General features: G+C 35.0%; 14 protein-coding genes and 1 pseudogene. 6 read left to right on the top strand and 9 right to left on the bottom strand.

The features are described from left to right. Positions 1 to 23: 23 nt before the first annotated feature. The gene (locus B0E44_RS07505) at positions 24 to 1181 is read right to left on the bottom strand and encodes an iron-containing alcohol dehydrogenase (RefSeq protein ID WP_077372417.1); all 1158 of its coding nucleotides are present in this window, start codon (positions 1179 to 1181) and stop codon (positions 24 to 26) included. Positions 1182 to 1278: 97 nt separating this feature from the next. Then, positions 1279 to 2049 (bottom strand): type 1 glutamine amidotransferase domain-containing protein, encoded by a 771-nt coding sequence (locus B0E44_RS07500; RefSeq protein ID WP_077372414.1) that lies wholly within the window; start codon positions 2047 to 2049, stop codon positions 1279 to 1281. Positions 2050 to 2138: 89 nt separating this feature from the next. Between B0E44_RS07500 and B0E44_RS07495 the strand changes: the two genes are divergently transcribed. Continuing rightward, on the top strand, positions 2139 to 3035 hold the full coding sequence (locus tag B0E44_RS07495) for a LysR family transcriptional regulator (protein WP_077372411.1): 897 nt from the start codon (positions 2139 to 2141) through the stop codon (positions 3033 to 3035). On the opposite strand, the gene nadD is transcribed toward B0E44_RS07495, so the two are convergent. The 6 genes from nadD to B0E44_RS07465 all read right to left on the bottom strand — a co-directional run bounded on the left by nadD (position 3036) and on the right by B0E44_RS07465 (position 7318). Beyond that, the gene (gene nadD, locus B0E44_RS07490) at positions 3036 to 3617 is read right to left on the bottom strand and encodes a nicotinate (nicotinamide) nucleotide adenylyltransferase (protein WP_077372408.1); all 582 of its coding nucleotides are present in this window, start codon (positions 3615 to 3617) and stop codon (positions 3036 to 3038) included. Between the two features lie 108 nt (positions 3618 to 3725). Continuing rightward, on the bottom strand, positions 3726 to 4298 hold the full coding sequence (gene gmk, locus B0E44_RS07485) for a guanylate kinase (RefSeq protein WP_077372405.1): 573 nt from the start codon (positions 4296 to 4298) through the stop codon (positions 3726 to 3728). A gap of 80 nt (positions 4299 to 4378) precedes the next feature. Further along, positions 4379 to 5239, bottom strand: coding sequence for a YicC/YloC family endoribonuclease (locus B0E44_RS07480; RefSeq protein WP_077372402.1), 861 nt, complete (start codon positions 5237 to 5239; stop codon positions 4379 to 4381). A 99-nt stretch (positions 5240 to 5338) separates the two neighbouring features. Further along, positions 5339 to 6010 carry a potassium channel family protein gene (locus B0E44_RS07475; RefSeq protein WP_077372399.1) on the bottom strand — a complete coding sequence of 224 codons (672 nt, stop codon included), beginning with the start codon at positions 6008 to 6010 and terminating at the stop codon, positions 5339 to 5341. A 76-nt stretch (positions 6011 to 6086) separates the two neighbouring features. Further along, on the bottom strand, positions 6087 to 6968 hold the full coding sequence (locus B0E44_RS07470) for a DMT family transporter (RefSeq protein WP_077372396.1): 882 nt from the start codon (positions 6966 to 6968) through the stop codon (positions 6087 to 6089). After that, the gene (locus B0E44_RS07465) at positions 6968 to 7318 is read right to left on the bottom strand and encodes an arsenate reductase family protein (RefSeq protein WP_077372393.1); all 351 of its coding nucleotides are present in this window, start codon (positions 7316 to 7318) and stop codon (positions 6968 to 6970) included. Before B0E44_RS07465 ends, B0E44_RS07470 begins: the two co-directional genes overlap by 1 nt. Positions 7319 to 7393: 75 nt before the next feature. On the opposite strand from B0E44_RS07465, the gene B0E44_RS07460 reads away from it, so the two are divergent. Then, the gene (locus B0E44_RS07460) at positions 7394 to 7849 is read left to right on the top strand and encodes a DinB family protein (RefSeq protein WP_077372389.1); all 456 of its coding nucleotides are present in this window, start codon (positions 7394 to 7396) and stop codon (positions 7847 to 7849) included. 65 nt (positions 7850 to 7914) lie between these two features. Continuing rightward, positions 7915 to 9066 (top strand): annotated as a pseudogene (locus tag B0E44_RS07455) (cystathionine gamma-synthase); the annotation flags it as partial. A gap of 59 nt (positions 9067 to 9125) precedes the next feature. Here the strand turns inward: B0E44_RS07455 and B0E44_RS07450 are convergent. Further along, positions 9126 to 9911, bottom strand: a complete 786-nt coding sequence (locus B0E44_RS07450) for a glutamate dehydrogenase (RefSeq protein ID WP_077372383.1) — start codon at positions 9909 to 9911, stop codon at positions 9126 to 9128. A 277-nt stretch (positions 9912 to 10188) separates the two neighbouring features. Here B0E44_RS07450 and gdhA point away from each other — a divergent pair, with 277 nt between their 5' ends. From gdhA to B0E44_RS07435, 3 genes are all read left to right on the top strand, one after another. Further along, on the top strand, positions 10189 to 11532 hold the full coding sequence (gene gdhA / locus B0E44_RS07445) for an NADP-specific glutamate dehydrogenase (RefSeq protein ID WP_077372380.1): 1344 nt from the start codon (positions 10189 to 10191) through the stop codon (positions 11530 to 11532). Positions 11533 to 12178: 646 nt separating this feature from the next. Further along, positions 12179 to 12697, top strand: coding sequence for a GNAT family N-acetyltransferase (locus B0E44_RS07440; protein WP_077372377.1), 519 nt, complete (start codon positions 12179 to 12181; stop codon positions 12695 to 12697). Positions 12698 to 12936: 239 nt separating this feature from the next. After that, the gene (locus B0E44_RS07435; RefSeq protein ID WP_077372373.1) at positions 12937 to 15231 is read left to right on the top strand and encodes a T9SS type A sorting domain-containing protein; all 2295 of its coding nucleotides are present in this window, start codon (positions 12937 to 12939) and stop codon (positions 15229 to 15231) included. Positions 15232 to 15250 lie beyond the last annotated feature (19 nt).

Raw genomic sequence — 15250 nt, 5'->3', positions numbered from 1 at the left:
TTTTATGTCCATTTGATACAGACTTAATAACTTGCTAAAACAATTTCTTTTACTTTTTCTAAAGTGATATTTTGTTTTTCTCCCAATCCTTTCCAACCTCTTTTTTCAAAACGGTCGACAATGAAATCAGCAGTTTTCTCAATATTTTCTGCATTTTCAGAGAGTGCAGTTTTCATTCCCATGCTGTGAAAGAAGGCAACAGTTTTTTCAATAGCTTCTCTAGCAATTTCTTCTTCGGAACCTGTTAAATTAAAGACGCGTTTTCCGTATTGAGCCAATTTTTCTTTTTTGGTTTCAAACATAACTTTATATAGATTTGGGCCAATGATTGCGAGTGTTCTGGCATGGTCAATTCCATACAGCGCTGTCAGTTCATGGCCAATCATGTGAGTTGCCCAATCACTTGGAACTCCTTTTTGAATCAGTCCGTTCAAAGCCATAGTGCAGCTCCACATAAAGTTGGAAGCCAAAGCATAATCAGTTGGTTTTTCAATAACATTAGGGCCAATTTGGATTAAAGTTTGCAAAATGCTTTCTGCAATTCGGTCTTGTAAAAATCCTTCGTGCACATAAGTTAGGTATTGCTCCAGCACGTGTGTGTAGGCATCTACAACTCCGTTCTGTAATTGTCTTTTTGGTAATGATTGAATAACGGTTGGATCGCATATTGAAAATTGCGGAAATAGTGCTGAGCCTCCAAAAGCCAATTTTTCTTGGGTAGCTGCAATTGTCACGACAGAACCAGAGTTCATTTCACTTCCAGTAGCAGGCAACGTTAAAATTGTTCCAAAAGGCATTGCATTTTCTTTAATCAAAATGTGTTTTTGAAGAATATCAATTGGATTTCCATCAAAATGTACTGCTGCCGAAATAAATTTTACTCCGTCAATAACGCTTCCGCCACCTACAGCAAGAATAAAATCGATATTTTCCTCCTTGATAATCGCAACTGCTTTCATCAAAGTTTCAAAATGTGGATTGGCTTCAATTCCTCCAAATTCTACAATATTGTATCCTTCGAGACTTTTTCGAGCTTGCTCATGAACACCATTTTTAAAAATACTTCCTCCGCCATAGGCAAGAAGAATTTTGGCACCTGCAGGAATTAACGTCGGTAATTTTTCTATTTGTCCTTTACCAAAAATCAATTTGGTAGGATTGTATAATTCGAAATTTAACATAGTGAGTTTTTTTAGAGAAACTAAGTTGCTGAGAAACTAAGATTCTAATTTTTGAAACTTAGTAACTTAGCATCTCAGAATCTTAGAGACTTTCTTCTTATTTTTTTGAATTCAATTGTACTAACAATTTTTCAGCAACTAGTTTGGACGAAGCTGGATTTTGACCGGTAATTAGTAAACCGTCTTCTACAGCATAAGGATTCCAATCTGCTCCTTTGGAATATACTGCACCATTTGCCTTTAGTGCATCTTCCAATAAAAAAGGAACGATTTTACTTAACCCAACTGCTTCTTCTTCGGTATTGGCAAATCCAGTTACTTTTTTTCCTTTTACCAAAAATTGCCCATTCACTTTTACATTTTTTAAAACGGCAGGAGCGTGACATACAAAAGCAACAGGTTTTTTGTGTGAATAAAAAGACTCAATCAGTGTAATGGAATTTTTATCTTCAACCAAATCCCAAAGTGGACCGTGACCTCCTGGGTAAAAAACGGCGTCATAATCAGCTTGATTCACGTCAGCTAGTTTTTTGGTATTTTTTAGTTTTTCCAATAAAACGGTATCGGCATCAAAACGTTTTGTGTCTTCGGTTGCTGATGACGGATCGGCACTTTTTGGATCAATTGGAGGTTGTCCTCCTTTTGGCGTAGCGATGTCAATAATCACGCCTTGATCAAGCAATGCATAATATGGAGCCGCTAATTCTTCTGTCCAAAATCCTGTTTTTTCTCCTGTGTTACCCAATTGATCGTGGCTGGTAACTACGAATAATACTTTTTTCATCTTTTTATTATTTTGTTTTTGTGCAGTTGCCATAAAGCAACTCACGGTTAATGCTAGAATAGTTAAGACTGTAAATTTTTTCATGATGTAATTTTTTAGTACAGCAAATTTATGGCGAATATGATATTAGTAAAAATAATTTAAATTATGTTTGTGATAAATATATTTATATCATGGTTAATCTGGAATGGTACCGAACGTTTAAATCTGTTTATAAAAACGGAAATTTCTCTTTAGCGGCCAAAGAATTATTTATCAGTCAACCAGCTGTTAGTCAGCAGATAGTCATGTTGGAGGCACATGTAGGCTACAAGCTTTTTAATCGAAAGTCCAAAGGGGTTGAACCGACAGAATATGCTAAGTTACTCAATAATTTAATTATTGATGCCTTAGACCGTTTGGAAAATGTGGAGAACGGATTTCGTGCCAAAGCTTTTAATGCTAATCGATTGCTTACTGTCGGGATTTCTAGGCATTTGATGAGTAGTATAGGAAGTTCATTGATTTCGAAATTTGATTTTATTGATTTTACGTTCCATACAAATGATGCGCTCTTTGATTTGGTGAATTCCAAAAAACTAGATTTTGCTATAGGAACCAAGAAGTTCGACACTTTTGATACGATTCAGAAAAAAGTGGGTGATATCAAGCAAGTTATTGTGGGATCAACGGATATTGATATTTCGGTTTTAAAAACAAAAATTAAAAACAAAGATTTTTTAGGTATCGAAAATTGGATGAATGAGCAAAAATGGTACAGCCATGATGCTGGAATTCCACATATAAAATTATTTTGGCTTCATGTTTTTGCTAAAAAAAGGCCTTCGATTGTGGCCAATTATATCATTCCGTCAGAATATGAAATGTTGGAAATCCTTAGTAAAAATAATGGAGTCGCAATTACTTGGAATGTCAATGCTAAAAATTTGCTTGGAGAAAAGAAACTGAAATTGATATGGAACAGCAAAGAAATGCCAAGTACTGAAGTTTTTTTATTATCAGGTAAAAATAATAATTTAAGTTCTGTTTTTCAGGATATAGAAATGGAATTAAAGGGGGTTTTGAGTTAATTATTTCCTGTAAAAATTATTATGGTCAATATAATCCCAAACTTTATGAGGCAATAAAGGCTGAACATTTTTCCCTTTTTTGATATTGTGACGAATGTCGGTCGATGATATTTCAACAACGGGAGCATCAATCAAATGGATTTTTGGATGGTTTTTCAGCTCCAAATTTTCTCCTTCCGATGAAATGCGAGGATAGACATAAATGTCATGGTGTTCTAAAATCACTTCATAATTTTTCCATTTATGTAACGATTTTAAGTTGTCTTCACCCATAATCAAAGAGAACTCATGATCAGGAAATTTTTCTTGTAAATGAACTAACGTATTTACCGTATAATTGGGTTGAGATAATTTGAATTCAATATCAGAAGGTTTTATTTTGGCAAAATCCTCGGTTGCTAGATAGACCATTTGCAAACGGTGATAATCATCAAGTAAAGTCGCTTTCTTTTTGAGCGGATTGTGTGGCGTAACGACCATCCAAACCTGATCCAAATCGGCATGTTCCGCCATGTGATTGGCAATGATAAGATGCCCAACGTGAATGGGATTAAACGTTCCGAAATAAAGTCCGATTTTCATATAATATTGTTTCGCAAAGGTTCTCACAGAGGAATCGCGAAGATTCACAAAGAATTAATAAATGTTTTGCGAATCTTTTTTTCTTTGCGAATCTTTGTGTAATAATTTTTACTCCTGTACAAAATCCTTAACCAATTGATACGCTTCTTCTAATGCTACAGGCAAATCATAGTTTTTTATAATCACGTCAAATTGTGGTGCAGTAGCCAGTTCTACCGAAGCTTTAGCAATTCGCATATTGATTTTGTCTTCACTTTCGGTGGAGCGTTCTTTCAATCTTCTTTTGAGTTCGTCTACGCTTGGAGGTTTAACAAAAACAGCCAATGTTTCCTCTGGAAATTTCGATTTAATTCGTAACCCTCCAGCAACATCAATGTCAAAAATCACGTTTTTGCCTAGTGCCCAAATGCGTTCCACTTCACTTTTTAGCGTACCATAGAAATTGTCGCGATAGACTTCTTCCCATTCCACAAAATCCTCTGCTTTTATGTGATTTTTAAAATCTTTCAAAGACATGAAATAATAATCTTTTCCGCTTACTTCTTCACCACGTGCTTCACGCGTAGCTGCGGATATGGAAAATTCCAGATTCAAATCTTTTTTTCCTAATAAATGTCTAACTATAGTGGTTTTCCCAGATCCCGATGGCGCCGAGAATACAATTAATTTTCCTTTTTTCATTTTTTTAAAAGATTAGTCCTTAGTCCTTAGTGATTAGTCTCTGGAGTTTCTAGGGACTAATCACTAAGGACTAATTACTTTTACAACACATTCAACACCTGCTCCTTAATTTTTTCCAATTCGTCTTTCATCTGAACCACTAATTTTTGCATTTGCGCATGATTCGCTTTGGAACCCATAGTGTTGATTTCACGTCCCATTTCTTGGGTAATGAAGCCTAGTTTTCTTCCGTTGGCTTCTGTTCCGTTGATGGTTTCTAGGAAATAATCCAAGTGGTTGGTCAAACGCACTTTCTCTTCGGTAATGTCCAATTTCTCTAGGTAATAAATCAATTCCTGCTCAAAACGATTTTCATCTACATTTACTTTCAATTCAGAAATGGCAGTCTGTAAGCGGTCTTTTATCGCCTGAACGCGTTCTAGATCTAGTGCCAAAGCATCATTCATATATTGACGAATATTTCCGATACGCAATTGAAATTCATTTTCCAATGATTGCCCTTCGTCTTTTCTGAAATTCAGAATATTTTGTAACGCTTCTTCGATAACGGTCTGGATTTGTACCCAGTCATTTTCGTCAATTTCGTCTCGCTCTATTTTCATGGTGTCGGGCATGCGCACGGCCATTTTCATCAATTCGGTTTCATCGGCATCGGCATACACTTCTCTCAATTGTTTGATGTATGCTTTTACGATAGGCACATTGACTTTGGTAGAAGTCTGTTCTGCGGTACTTTCGATAAAAATAGAAAAATCCACTTTACCTCTTTCAAGTTTTAGAGCGATTTGGTTGCGTAAACCCAATTCCATTTCGCGATAAAGAGAAGGCATTCGTACATTTAAATCTAAACCTTTGCTGTTTAAAGATTTTACTTCTACTGTAATTTTTTTGGATGGTAATTGCAAAGTCGCTTTACCAAAACCAGTCATCGATTGTATCATATATTTTTCTAAAAGTGTTCAAAGATAAGGAAAAAGTTTTCAGTAGCTTTTATTCTATAGTGAGTGACAGTATTCTTCAATTTATTTGAAAAGTATAATTTATTTTTTTTTATCCGAGGAAAATTTACTAATCAGAATTCCAACTAGCACCACAGAATAAAACTGTCCAATAATACCCAACAGAGAAGTGAATAATTTTGTTTGTTGACTGTTTGGGGTAATATCTCCAAAGCCAATACTCGAAAAAGTGATGCAACAAAAATAAATCAAATCAGTGAAGGACGTATAAGGTGTGGAAGTATCTATTCCTTTAAAGGAATTGGGGTTTTGATAAAAATGGGTTTGCATGATAAAAACACTAATTTCAATCAGTAAAAAATAACCACAAGCAGCGGCAGAAATAACATCTTTATTAATATAGTTAGGACTTATCAAAAATTTTAAGACTTCCCAAAAAATAAAAATAAAAAAAACTACATAAATTACATTCGCTACAATTAAAAAAAATAAATTTTTATTGTTGAATGGGATTCCCAATGTAATCAATAGCACTAAAAACAAAAGTAAATTCCGGATTTGATTTTTCCTTTTTCCTTTTTGAATAAAAATTCCAATTGTTGCAAAACCAAGGACAACGATATTCAAGATCCAAACGAATTTGAGAGCTCCTGATAAATCTGAAAATAAGATGCCAATAAATAAATGTTGGATCAATCCGAACAGCAAAATCTCATATTTATTGAGGTAGAGAAAATCCTTGAGTTTATCCATATTCCCTAAATTTATGTAAATGTAATAAAAATAAATGGCTGTTTTAATGGCTTAAAATGATGTAGTAAAATTGTAATTAATGCTTCTTCATAGTAACCAAATAGACTCCGGAAAATATTAATAAAGCCGAACCAACTTTAGGCAAACTCAAAGTGTCTTTTCCTAAACTTATCGCAAAAACAGAAGCAAATAAGGGTTGTAGGTAAATAAAAACGGCTACAGTGGTTGGTTTCAATTCCTTCATCGAAAGCAAGTTCAACAAATAGGTCAGGAAAGTCGAAATCACGACCACAAAACTTATTTTCCAGTAAATAGCCGTTGGAAGAATACTCCAATCAGTAGCTGAAAATTCACTCCACCCAAAAGGTAAAACCATTATAAATCCAAACAAATAAATCCATTTCACAAATGTAAAAGCATTGTATTTGTTCATTAATTTCTTGACGATAATCAGGTAAAATCCATAGGAAATGGCGTTGACCAAAACCAGAAAATTACCCAGTCCGGATTGGGTGCTGTCGCCAATGGATTTTCCGTAAAGGATTAAGGAAGCTGTTCCAATCAAACCCAGAATAATTCCTAATACCATCCTTTTTTTCATTCGCTCTTTCATGATAATGGCCGAAAGAACCAGCACAATCATAGGAGTCGAAACCATAATTACCGCCGCCGAAATAGGTGAGGTCAGACTCAGACCTTTAAAAAAAGTCAGCATATTGAATGCTACGCCAAAAAAAGCAGCTGCTATTATTCTGGGAAAATCGTTGAGTGTAATTTTTTCTTTGGGCATGAAAAGCCAAACGAACCAAAACAAAAGCATGGATCCACCAGCGCGCAAAAGGATGAATCCATAAGCATTGATGTATTTTGGCATGACATCTTTGGCAATGGTAAAAGTAACACCGTAAATTATAGAAACAATGGTTGCGCCAATTAAGGCTAGATTTCTTTTTGACATTAACCCAACGCTTTCATTACTTGAAGAATATTTTGTTGCGTATTGCCAATGTATATTTTGTCATTAATGATAAAAACAGGACGGCTCAAGAAAGTATAATGTTCCAAAATGTATTTTTTATAATCTTCCTCGGTAAGGGATTTATTTTTTAAATCCATCGATTTATACAATTGTGCCTTTTTGCTGAACAGCGATTCGTAACTTCCGGAAAGGAGATACATTTCCTCCAATTCTTCAACAGTGATTGGATTTTGTTTGATGTCATGAAAAACCAAATCATGGTCTTTTGGAAGTGATTTTATTATTTTTCGACAAGTGTCACAAGAAGCGAGATAGTATATTTTGTTCATTATTTTTCTATTTTCTAAATGCAAAGGAAAACATTTGACATTTAAAATGTTTAATTTTATGCAAAAATTAAAAATATGAAAGATACATTTGAAGTTAACAGCACTAGCAGAAAAATGCTAAATGCTTATTTTGAAAATTACACATTAGAACAATTGAATAAAGTCCCAGAAGGATTCAGTAATAATTTAATTTGGAATATAGGTCACATTGTTGTGACACAGCAATTATTAGTTTATAAGTTATCAGGATTGCCGATGATGGTTTCGGAGGCAATGGTAGAAAAATATAGAAAAGGAACTAAGCCAGAACAAGATGTTACACAAGCAGAGGCAGATGAAATACAAGAATTGTTGTTTGATACTTTACATAAATTAGAAGCAGATTATAACAATGGGATTTTCGCCAATTATCAAGAATATCCAACATCTACTGGATATATTTTGAAAAGTGCTGTAGGAGCTATTGAATTCAATAACTTTCATGAAGGCTTGCATATCGGAATAATGATGAGCATTAGAAAGTTTGTATAATTTTGTTTATTAGTTTAATACAACAAAGAAGTTACTCTAGACATTAAGAGAAAGAATCTAAAAAAGATAAAATGAAATTCAATACCAAAGTGATTCATGGTGGACAACATCATGACCCTAGTACAGGAGCTGTAATGCCTCCAGTATATCAAACGTCAACCTTTGTGCAAACAAGTCCGGGAAAACCTTTAAATCCGGATTACGAATACAGTAGAGCTGCAAACCCAACACGAACTGCTTTGGAAATGGCATTGGCCAGTATTGAAAACGGAACTCGTGGATTGGCTTTTTCATCAGGACTGGCAGCTACGGATTGTCTTTTAAGATCGTTTAAGGCAGGTGATGAAATCATCGCGATGGATGATCTTTATGGCGGAACTTATCGCATGTTTACCCGTATTTATAAAGACAGCGGAATTGTGTTTCATTTTGTGGACATGAATGATTTGGATAAATTCAAGTCTTTGATTAATGAAAACACTAAATTAGTTTGGGTAGAAACACCAACCAATCCTTTGATGAAATTGGCAGACATTCAAGAAATTGCCAAAATAACTAAAGCTAATAATATCCTTTTTGCGGTTGATAATACTTTTGCGACACCTTATTTACAAAAACCATTGGATTTAGGAGCTGATGTTGTTATGCACTCGGCTACCAAATATTTGGGAGGTCACTCGGACGTAATCGCTGGAGCTTTAATTGTTAAAGACGAAGCGTTGGGTAATCAATTGCATTTTCAACAATTTGCTACTGGAGCAACACTTGGGCCAATGGATAGTTTCTTGGTGCTAAGAGGAATAAAAACCCTGCATTTGAGAGTACAAAGACATTGTGAAAATGGAACCAAAGTTGTTGAATTTTTGAGCAATCATCCAAAAATAAAAACCGTTTATTATCCTGGATTACCGAGCCATCCGTATCACGAAATTGCCAAAAAACAAATGAGCGGTTTTGGAGGAATGGTTTCTTTTACATTTGCATCTGGCAAAAAAGAAGAGGCGATAGATTTTCTTGAAAAGCTAAAAGTGTTTACGCTGGCAGAATCTCTGGGAGGTGTAGAATCATTAGCCAATCATCCGGCATTAATGACGCACGCATCTATTCCTGAAGACAAACGAAAAGAAGTTGGAATTACAGATGATTTGGTTCGTTTGAGTGTAGGTATTGAAGACGCAGAGGACTTAATAGCCGACTTACAGCAGGCATTGGCATAAAAAGAAAAATCCCAACTTTATAATAACTAAAAGTTGGGATTTTTTTTTGAATACTTTTTTTAATGTTCTAAATAAAGAATATAACCTAAGCCAACAAAAGTAAGCCAATCATTTTGCTTGTTTTCGGTAAACAAATCTTTGTTAGGATTAAGTCCATCAACCCAATCCGAGCTAAAATATTGCGCTCTCATGTCAAAAATAAGATCAGACATAGATGTTAATTTGTAACGAGTTCCAATATTGATGGTTGCAGAAAATACAGCTTTACTTTCATTAGAATATCCATGAGGACGGCCGTCTGATGGGACTAAATATTTTACTGGAGTAACGCTAGGATCGCCCATGTCTCCCAAAGTAGAAGTAGCAGTAGCGGTATAGTAGCTGATTTGTGGCCCCAAACTGATGTAGGGTCCAAAACTGCCTATCGTATTTTCAAAATCGTGGATATGTTTAAAATTATACTCAAGTTGCATTCCTAGGTTGATTAATTGAGTAGAACCTCTCATTGCTGCGAGACGTTGAGATCCTGGGGTATTTCGTTCAACCCATTCACCATAGTGCTTCAAACTGGCTTTGTTGTACGAAAGTTCAGATCGTACTTTAAAATGCTCTTTGAAATAGTCATTCACGTTGTCAGTATACGAGAAGTTCATATAGTCAACAACGGCAATTCCAAATCCTTGATTTTCTAAATTGTTTTTGGTGTTATCTCGTTGTCCATAGTCGGATCGTAATTCAATTCGACCAGCTATAACTCCAATTTCATGTGCCACACCAAATTGGGAATAGGAATTTTGAGACAGACCTATTACTAGAAATAATACAAATATTTTAATTTTAATCATGGGGATGTGGTATATTCTAAACGGAGCAAAGATATAAAAACTACCAGAACAGATATTAATAATGTCAAAATAAAAAATAAGTGGATATTATTCTATTTTTTACGAAAACTATATCGATTTCGTAAAAACGATATGTCATGTATTGACTTTTTTATAAATGATTAATAAAAAGATAATTTTATTATAATATGGTATAAAAAAAGTTAAAATATTTGAAGAAGATGTATCTTTGCAAAACTAACGGAAACGTTTTTGAAACGTTTATAATTTTATGATCATGTCACAAAGTATTACAGATTTTATCGAATTGGTTGCCAAAAAAAATCCGAACGAGCCGGAATTTATGCAAGCTGTAACAGAAGTTGCTGAGACAGTAATCCCTTTCATCGAACAAAACAAAAAATACCAAAATAAAATGATTTTGGAAAGAATGGTCGAGTCTGATCGTATCATTATGTTCCGAGTAGTTTGGGTAGATGACAAAGGTGATACACAGGTAAATAGAGGATATCGTATTCAAATGAATTCGGCTATCGGACCATATAAAGGAGGAATTCGTTTCCATCCTTCAGTAAATTTAAGTATTTTGAAGTTCTTGGCTTTTGAACAAACTTTCAAAAACAGTTTGACTACATTGCCAATGGGTGGTGGAAAAGGTGGAGCCGATTTTGATCCAAAAGGAAAATCAGACAACGAAGTAATGCGTTTTTGTCAAGCCTTCATGACTGAATTATCGAAACATATTGGTGCTGATACAGATGTACCTGCTGGAGATATTGGTGTTGGTGGAAGAGAAGTTGGATACATGTTTGGTCAATACAAAAGATTAGTAAACGAATTTACAGGAGTTTTAACAGGTAAAGGAATTTCTTTCGGAGGTTCATTAATCCGTCCGGAAGCAACTGGATATGGAGATGTATATTTTGCACAAAGTATGTTGGCTACCAAAGGAGAAAGCTTCACTGGAAAAACTGTAGTAATCTCTGGATCTGGAAACGTAGCGCAATATGCTGCCGAAAAAGTAATTCAATTAGGAGGTAAAGTAGTGACTATGTCTGATTCTGCGGGTTATATCTACGATGCAGAAGGAATTACAGCTGAGAAATTAGCTCATGTAATGGAAATCAAAAATGAGTTGAGAGGAAGAATCAGCGATTATGTTGCAAAATATCCAAATGCAAAATACGTGGCTGGTAAACGTCCATGGGAAGTAAAATGTGATGTAGCTTTGCCTTGTGCAACTCAAAACGAATTGAACGAAGACGAAGCCAAATTACTTGTTGCCAACGGATGTATCTGTGTTGCCGAAGGAGCAAACATGCCTTCTACACCAGAAGCTGTTCACGTTTTCCAAAAAGCTAAAATTTTGTTCGCTCCAGGAAAAGCATCAAATGCTGGAGGAGTAGCGACTTCAGGACTTGAAATGTCACAAAACTCATTGCGTTTAAGCTGGACTTCAGAAGAAGTGGACGAAAGATTAAAAATGATTATGAAAGACATTCACGCTTCATGTGTGAAATATGGTAGCGATGCATCTGGTTATGTTGACTACGTAAGAGGAGCTAACATTGCAGGATTTGTAAAAGTTGCCGATGCTATGCTTGCTCAAGGAGTGGTATAACATTCTTTTAATACTATTAAAAATGCCTTTTTTCTGTAAAGATTAAAGGCATTTTTTTGTGCCTATAGAACGGAATTCAAAAAATCTAAAATGTTTCGCCAGTTTGCTATCGCTCAATATCATTAAGCTAAGGATTTCTCGCTAGTTTTTTCTAAATATAACTCTCGCAAAGGCGCGAAGACGCAAAGGAATCGACTCTAAACTTTGCGACTTAGCGCCTTTGCGAAAACAAACAAATCCTAACTTAGTGACATTGCGCTATCGCTCTTGTCTGTAATCTAAATTCTAAAATTACTTGGGCGAAACCCCATTATAGTAAGTGGGCTACTTTAGATGCCGTTTATTTGCCCACTTTCTATAATGCGGTCGGGCTATCCACGCTACTTCGGTAGCTAGTTCCTATCCCTTTCGCAAACACAATAACTTCAAGGAAAACGAGAGATTTATGTTCTTTCAAGACCTAAAGCAAAATCTCATATTCAAAAAAACTCTTGGGGAATTGTATTTATTATTCAATATATTTGGGAATAATACAAAAAGGATATTGATTGGTTTGTGTTCATCCAGTTTTGGTTGGACTTAATTAAACCCAAACTTCTTGTAATATTATAAAGTTACTACAATTATATAAAAAGAATAAATCACAATGACAGACTATCACTTTAGAAAAGCTACAATTTCTGAAATCCCTCAAATATGGGATATTCTACAATTGGCTATAATAAGGAGAAAAGAAGAAGGAAGTGACCAATGGCAAGATGGCTATCCAAACCCAGATGTCGTGCAAAAAGACATTGAAAAAGAGGCAGGATTTGTTTTGACCGATGGAGAAACAATAGTTGGGTATTGTGCAATATTGATCAATGACGAACCTGAATATGCAAAAATTGAAGGGAAGTGGTTAACCAATGATGATTTTGTCGTTTTCCACCGTGTGGCCATTTCCGAAAAGTATTTGGGAAAAGGGTGTGCTCAAAAAATGATTGGCTGTATAGAAGATTTTGCAATTCAGAACAACATATACAGTGTAAAAGCAGACACGAATTTTGATAATATTGCAATGATGAAAGTTTTTGAAAAATTGGGCTACACTTTCTGTGGTCATGTGTATTTCAGAGGAGGACAAAGAAAAGCATATGAGAAAGTGCTACAAAAATCAGCTTAATTCTAAAAAAAAACATCATTTTGTCTAATAAATTTTTAAACAGATAAGTCATATAAGTTTTTAATACGATCAAGTAAAAGCAATAGCTTATTTAAGCAAAGTTTCATAGCCTTTTAAAGAACGCTTTTAACATATATTCCCTTTTATCACAAATTTGACAGACTACTTTCATTTATAACTTACATGACTTATATGTTTAAAATTAAAAGCTGTTATATTTGTGAATCAATACCGATTCAATGCAAAAAAGGCTTTTATATCTATTTTTTTTATTTGTGCTACAAATCACTTTTGCCCAAACCAATTTGTCTTGGCAAGGCTATTTCTCGTACACCCAAATCAAAGCTGTTTCCGAATCACCAACGACTATTTATGCCGCTTCCGAAAATGCTCTGTTTTCAAAAAACAGCAATACAAACATTATAAAAACCACTACCACAATTGATGGACTTTCGGGCGAAACCATTACGGCACTTTATTACAGTCCAACTTTCAATAAAACTATTGTTGGCTATCAAAACGGCTTATTAATCGTTATTAATGAAGCCGATGGATCAATGCTCAAAGTGGTCGATATTATTAATAAAAATTTGCCAAGTAGCATTAAACGAATTAATAATTTCATGGAATTTGGCGGAATTGCATATGTCTCAACCGACTTTGGGATTGTTCAATTCAATCTGGCCACTTCCAAGTTTGGTGATACTTATTTTATAGGCGATAATGGTGCCGAAATCAGAGTGTCTCAAACCGCAATTTTTAACGGATTTATTTATGCATCCACTTCAAGCGGAATTAGAAAAGGAGATACTGCCAATCCCAATTTAATCGATTTCAAACAATGGCAAGTGATTAACGCTGGTGATTGGTCAGGAATAACGACATTTGGCACCGAATTATATGCAGTAAATACAGCAGGCTACGTTCACAAATACGATTCAGGTTCCAATACATTTAATGGGTTTTTGCCATTATCGGAACCAACCAAAAATTTTCGTTCCACCACAGATTATTTCATTATAACGACAGCCAATACCGTTTTTATTTACAATAAACAGCTGGTATTGCAACGTCAAATAAACAGGAATGAAGTTCTAGAGATAAATTCAACTTTTAGCTGTGCTACCGTGATAAGTGCTGTAGTTTATATTGGTACAACCGAAAACGGATTGATTAGTACTTCACTTTCGCCTAGTTCAACTTATGAAAACATTACACCCATAGGGCCTTCCCGAAACAATATCTTTTCCATGCAAGTTACTCCAACGCAGCTTTGGGCTGTCTATGGGGATTATGATACTTTTTACAATCCGTATCCGTTGGATGATTTTGGCATAAGTAAATTCACGACATCGGGATGGTTGAATATTTCTTATGATAAAGTTTTTGGTGCCAAATCGATGTCCCGAATTGCAGTTAATCCAACCAATGAAAATGAAGTTTATGCCAGTTCTTTTTTTTCAGGCTTGTTAAAAATTGAAGAGGATATTCCAACTATTTTGTACGATCAAACCAATAGCGGTTTGGAATCACTAAAGATTAATCCGCCAGATCCCAACTATATTGATGTAAGAATCAACGGAACTGCATTTGATAAATCAGGCAATTTTTGGGTAACCAATTGTAGGGTTGCAAATGGCTTAAAAGTGTTAAGTTCCAGTGGACAATGGAAAAGTTATGCTATGGATAAAATTCTGTCAGATTATAACAGTAATGATTTTGCTACTATGGTTATCGATAAGTATGGAACCAAGTGGATCGCAACGAATAAAAACGGGGTTATAGGATTTAACGAAAGTAGTAATACATTCAAAAAAATCACTTTTGGCGCAGATCAGGGGAATTTACCTATTCAAGATGTTAGAACAGTTGCTGTAGATACCAAGAATCAACTTTGGATAGGAACAACTAAAGGATTGAGGGTTTTGTCAAATGTTAACAATTTTCAAACGGAGAGCCAATTGACCACAGAAAGTATTATTATTTTGGAGGATAATTTAGCACAGGAATTACTTTATGAGCAATTTATAAGTGATATTGAAGTAGACGGTGCCAACAATAAATGGATTGGTACTGCTGATGCCGGTGTATTTATGGTGTCGCCAAATGGTCAGGAAACCAAGTATCATTTTACAACAGATAATTCGCCATTACCGAGTAATGTGATAAACGACATCAGTATCAACAGCAGTAGCGGGGAGGTTTTTATCGCGACATCCAAAGGATTGATTTCTTTCAAAGGAATTGCGACGTCGGCAAGTAAAAACTTAGGTAATGTATATGTATATCCAAACCCTGTTCGCCCAGAATATCAAGGGACGGTGAAAATTAACGGACTGCTCAACAAAGCAAATGTGAAGATTACTGACGTTGCCGGTAATCTGGTTTACGAAGCCATATCCGAAGGTGGAACTCTAGAATGGGACACGACCGCTTTCGGGAAATACAGAGTGGCATCGGGTGTGTATATGATTTTTGTATCGGCTCAAGACGGAGGTGAAACCAAAGTCAAAAAAGTAATGATAATTAGATAGTCGAAAGTCTAAAAATATT

The organism is Flavobacterium sp. A45 (assembly GCF_002001005.1).
Classification (GTDB): Bacteria; Bacteroidota; Bacteroidia; order Flavobacteriales; family Flavobacteriaceae; genus Flavobacterium.
The sequence above is the reverse complement of the archived record's forward strand: the minus strand, read 5'-3'. Positions and strand labels throughout refer to the sequence as shown.

Bases quoted from the DNA above. Each gene is read 5' to 3' on its own strand.
- B0E44_RS07505 (WP_077372417.1), bottom strand. From the start codon at position 1,181: ATGTTAAATTTCGAATTATACAATCCTACCAAATTGATTTTTGGTAAA.
- B0E44_RS07450 (WP_077372383.1), bottom strand. From the start codon at position 9,911: ATGATTAAAATTAAAATATTTGTATTATTTCTAGTAATAGGTCTGTCT.
- B0E44_RS07475 (WP_077372399.1), bottom strand. From the start codon at position 6,010: ATGGATAAACTCAAGGATTTTCTCTACCTCAATAAATATGAGATTTTG.
- B0E44_RS07495 (WP_077372411.1), top strand. From the start codon at position 2,139: ATGGTTAATCTGGAATGGTACCGAACGTTTAAATCTGTTTATAAAAAC.
- gmk (WP_077372405.1), bottom strand. From the start codon at position 4,298: ATGAAAAAAGGAAAATTAATTGTATTCTCGGCGCCATCGGGATCTGGG.
- B0E44_RS07465 (WP_077372393.1), bottom strand. From the start codon at position 7,318: ATGAACAAAATATACTATCTCGCTTCTTGTGACACTTGTCGAAAAATA.
- gdhA (WP_077372380.1), top strand. From the start codon at position 10,189: ATGTCACAAAGTATTACAGATTTTATCGAATTGGTTGCCAAAAAAAAT.
- B0E44_RS07470 (WP_077372396.1), bottom strand. From the start codon at position 6,968: ATGTCAAAAAGAAATCTAGCCTTAATTGGCGCAACCATTGTTTCTATA.
- B0E44_RS07435 (WP_077372373.1), top strand. From the start codon at position 12,937: ATGCAAAAAAGGCTTTTATATCTATTTTTTTTATTTGTGCTACAAATC.
- B0E44_RS07500 (WP_077372414.1), bottom strand. From the start codon at position 2,049: ATGAAAAAATTTACAGTCTTAACTATTCTAGCATTAACCGTGAGTTGC.
- B0E44_RS07480 (WP_077372402.1), bottom strand. From the start codon at position 5,239: ATGATACAATCGATGACTGGTTTTGGTAAAGCGACTTTGCAATTACCA.
- B0E44_RS07440 (WP_077372377.1), top strand. From the start codon at position 12,179: ATGACAGACTATCACTTTAGAAAAGCTACAATTTCTGAAATCCCTCAA.
- nadD (WP_077372408.1), bottom strand. From the start codon at position 3,617: ATGAAAATCGGACTTTATTTCGGAACGTTTAATCCCATTCACGTTGGG.
- B0E44_RS07460 (WP_077372389.1), top strand. From the start codon at position 7,394: ATGAAAGATACATTTGAAGTTAACAGCACTAGCAGAAAAATGCTAAAT.